Here is a 3,865-nt window from a genome sequence, read left to right on the forward strand (position 1 = left end):
CTGGGAGGTCATCATCTCGATGTTCGCGGCCTCCGTGTACGGGCTGGTGATCGGCTCGCTGCCCGGCCTGTCCGCGACGATGGCGACCGCCCTGCTCGTCCCCGTCACCTTCTATCTTTCGCCGATCGCGGCGATCGCGACCATCGTCGCGGCCTCGTCGATGGCGATCTTCTCCGGCGACATTCCCGGCGCGCTGCTGCGCATCCCCGGCACGCCCGCCTCCGCCGCGTATGCGGATGAGGCCTACGCCATGACGCGCAAGGGCCAGGCCGAACTGGCGCTGGGTGCCGGCGTCTGGTTCTCCGCGGTCGGCGGCATCGCCGGCGTGTTGTCGCTGATGATCCTGGCGCCGCCGCTGGCCGAGATCGCGCTGTCGTTCTCCACCTTCGAATATTTCTGGCTGGCACTGCTCGGCCTGATGTGCGCCACCCTGGTGGCGCGCTCCTCGCCGGTGAAGGCGATCGCCGGCATGTTCATCGGCCTGCTCGTGGCCTGCATCGGCATCGAGAATCCCGGCGGCGTGCCGCGTTTCACCTTCGGCCTGACCGATCTGTTCGGCGGCATCGAGCCGATCCCGGCGCTGGTCGGCGTGTTCGCGGTGGCGCAGGTGATGCGCGCGATGCTGACGCCCGAGCCGCCGCCGCTGCCGCGGCGCAAATTCGGAAGCATCATGGCGGGCCAATGGAGGCTGACGAAGCTGTATCACTGGCAGATGACGCGCGGAAACATCGTCGGCATCATCATCGGCGTGCTACCGGGTGCCGGCGCCGACATGGCCGCCTGGGTCTCCTACGCGATGTCGAAGCGCTTCTCCAAGGAGCCGGAGAAGTTCGGCACCGGCCATGTCGAGGGCCTGGTCGAGGCCGGCGCCAGCAACAATGCCAGCATCGCCTCGGGCTGGGTGCCTTCGCTGCTGTTCGGCATTCCCGGCGACACCATCGCGGCGATCGCGATCGGCGTGCTCTACATGAAGGGGCTCAATCCCGGCCCGACGCTGTTCACCGAGAAGGCGTCGAGCATGTATGCGATCTATCTGATGTTCATCATCGCCAACATCATGATGATCCCGCTCGGCATCGCCATGATCCGGGTCGCCAGCTACATCCTGCTGGCGCCGCGCTCGGCCATCATGCCGATCATCATGCTGTGCTGCGCGGTCGGCTCGTTCGCGATCGGCAACAACATGTTCGGCGTCGTCACCGTCGCCGCCTTCGGCGTGATCGGCTACATCATGGAGGCGAACGGCTATCCCGTCGCGGCCATGGTGCTCGGCATCGTCATGGGCACCATGGTCGAGCAGGCCTTCGTCACCTCGCTGATCAAGTCCGACGGCAGCATCCTGCCGTTCTTCGAGCGGCCGGTCGCCGCTGTGCTCGCCGCCATGGCGATCGGCGCCCTGCTGTGGCCGGTGGTGGTGTGGGTGTGGCGGAAGGTAAAGCCGGCGCAGGCGGCGGCTGTGACCACCCGTTGATATCGGGCGGGCGGGCCCTCGCCTGCTCCGCCTCGGCGTTGTAAAGCAGAGGCATGACTGAGAAGGCCTCGCTCGACATCAAGACCCTCGCCCGCGAGCTCCGCGCCGGCAGCCGCGCGGCGCTGGCGCGCGCCATCACGCTGGTGGAGAGCCGGCGCGGCGATCATCAGGCGCTGGCGCGTGAGCTGGTGCAGATGCTGCTGCCCGACACCGGCAAGGCGTTCCGCGTCGGCATTACGGGATCGCCGGGCGTCGGCAAGTCCACCACCATCGACGCGCTCGGCGTCTACCTGATCGAGCAGGGCCACAAGGTCGCGGTGCTTGCGGTCGATCCGTCCTCGGCGCGCAGCGGCGGCTCGATCCTCGGCGACAAGACGCGGATGGCGCGGCTGTCCGCCTCCGCTGACGCCTTCATCCGCCCCTCGCCGTCCTCCGGCACGCTCGGCGGCGTTGCGGCCAAGACGCGCGAGGCGATGCTGCTGTGTGAGGCGGCCGGCTTCGATGTCGTGCTGGTGGAGACCGTCGGCATCGGCCAATCCGAGACCGCGGTGTGCGACATGACAGACTTCTTTCTCGCCCTGATGCTGCCGGGCGGCGGCGACGAGCTGCAGGGCATCAAGAAGGGCCTGGTCGAGCTCGCCGACATGATCGCGATCAACAAGGCCGACGGCGACAACCTCAAGCGCGCCAAGGTCACCGCCGCCGACTATCGCGGCGCGCTGCACATCCTGGCACCACGGTCCGAACATTGGCATCCGCCGGTCGAGACCTATTCGGCGCTGACCGGCGATGGCATCGCAACGATCTGGCAAAAAGTCCTCGATCACCGCACCGCGATGAACGCGTCCGGCGAGTTCGGCGCGCGGCGGCGCGAGCAGCAGGTGAAGTGGATGTGGTCGATGCTGGAGCAGCGCATGCTGGCAAGATTGCGCAGCGAGGCGTCGGTGCGGACGAAAGTCCGGAAGATCGAGGTTGAAGTGGCCGACGGCCATCTGACGCCGGCGCTCGCCGCCGAGCAGATCCTGGAATTGCTGCAATGAGCGACAAGCTTCGCATTCTCCTCACCGGCTTCGGACCGTTTCCGGGCGCGCCCTATAACCCGACCCAGCCGCTGGTGGCGCGGCTCGCCCAGTTGCGCCGTCCGGCGCTCGACGATGTCGCGCTGTCGAGTCACATTTTCCCGGTGACCTATGCCGCGGTCGACCGCCAATTGCCTGACGTGCTCGCCGCGCAAAAGCCCGATGCGCTTCTCATGTTCGGCCTCGCCGCGCGCACGCCCTACCTGCGCATCGAGACGCGCGCGCGTAACGCCGTCACCATGCTCTGGCCCGATGCGGCCAACACGAGATCGAGCAAGCGCGACATCGCAGGCCAGGCGGATGCCATGATGTTCGGCCCCCATACCGCAAGACTGCTGCGCGCCGCGCGCCTCACCGGCATCGACGCGCGGGCCTCGCGCGATGCCGGCGCCTATCTCTGCAACTATCTGAGCTGGCGGGCGATCGAGACCATGAAGGCCGGTGGTCCGCAGCTTGCGGCGTTTATCCACATCCCCCTGCTCGCACGCATCGGCGCCGTACGGCGCAAGGGCAGCGCCCGGATCACGCTGGAGGAGCTGGTGGATGCGGGGGAAGCGATGCTGATGGAGATGGTGCAATTGGCACGGAGGGCGCGGAACGTGCCGGTCTCGTAGTCTTGTAGGGTGGGCAAAGGCGCGCTTGCGCCGTGCCCACCATGCATCCGCATTCGTGGCGATAATGGTGGGCACGCTTCGCTTTGCCCACCCTACGGCACCGTCTCTTGCGTAAACATTTAACCCTACCGCAAACAATCCTCACCGCCTTCGCCGCCCTGCGCTACCTAGGCGGCGCGGACATCTCCCGCGTCCGCCGGAGGACGCGTCATGGACCTCAATCGCCGTCATCTCATCGGGGCTTCGACCGCCGGCATCGCCGCCGGCGCACTCGCCATGCCGGCCGATGCCGCGCGCGGGGCGCCGCTGACGTCGCTGCTCGGCCGCGACGCGACGCAATACGGCGTGCGGCCCGGCAGCAGCGAGGATCAGACCCGCGCCCTGCAGCGTGCGATCGACGAGGCCGCTCGGGCGCAGGTGCCGCTCGCCTTGCCGCCCGGCATCTACCGGGCCGGCCTATTGCGGCTTCCGAGGGGCGCGCAACTGATCGGCGTGCGCGGCGCGACCAGGCTCGTCTTCAGCGGCGGGGCCTCGGCAATCCAGAGCGACGGCTCCGATGCGATCGGCCTCACCGGCATCACCTTCGACGGCGGCAACATCCCGCTGCCGGCGCGGCGCGGCCTGATCCACGTCCTCGGCGGCCAGGACGTTCGCATCACCGATTGCGCCATCGCGAACTCCGGCGGCAGCGGCATCTGGCT

4 protein-coding genes are annotated in these 3,865 nt (G+C 68.2%); all 4 read left to right on the forward strand.

Features of this window, described 5'->3' with window-relative positions; all coding sequences use genetic code 11:
- On the forward strand, positions 1 to 1,471 hold a 1,471-nt coding region (locus tag JHD07_RS34880), incomplete at its 5' end, for a tripartite tricarboxylate transporter permease (protein ID WP_291630441.1).
- Between the two features lie 53 nt (positions 1,472 to 1,524).
- Complete coding sequence (gene meaB, locus JHD07_RS34885; RefSeq protein WP_291630444.1) at positions 1,525 to 2,511, forward strand: methylmalonyl Co-A mutase-associated GTPase MeaB; 987 nt, start codon at positions 1,525 to 1,527, stop codon at positions 2,509 to 2,511.
- A complete protein-coding gene (locus tag JHD07_RS34890) occupies positions 2,508 to 3,164 on the forward strand; it encodes a pyroglutamyl-peptidase I (protein ID WP_291630446.1) in 657 nt (218 codons plus the stop codon). Before meaB ends, JHD07_RS34890 begins: the two co-directional genes overlap by 4 nt.
- A gap of 210 nt (positions 3,165 to 3,374) precedes the next feature.
- On the forward strand, positions 3,375 to 3,865 hold a 491-nt coding region (locus JHD07_RS34895), incomplete at its 3' end, for a TIGR03808 family TAT-translocated repetitive protein (RefSeq protein WP_291630448.1).

This window comes from Bradyrhizobium sp., from assembly GCF_016462955.1.
In the GTDB taxonomy this organism is placed as follows: Bacteria; Pseudomonadota; Alphaproteobacteria; order Rhizobiales; family Xanthobacteraceae; genus Bradyrhizobium.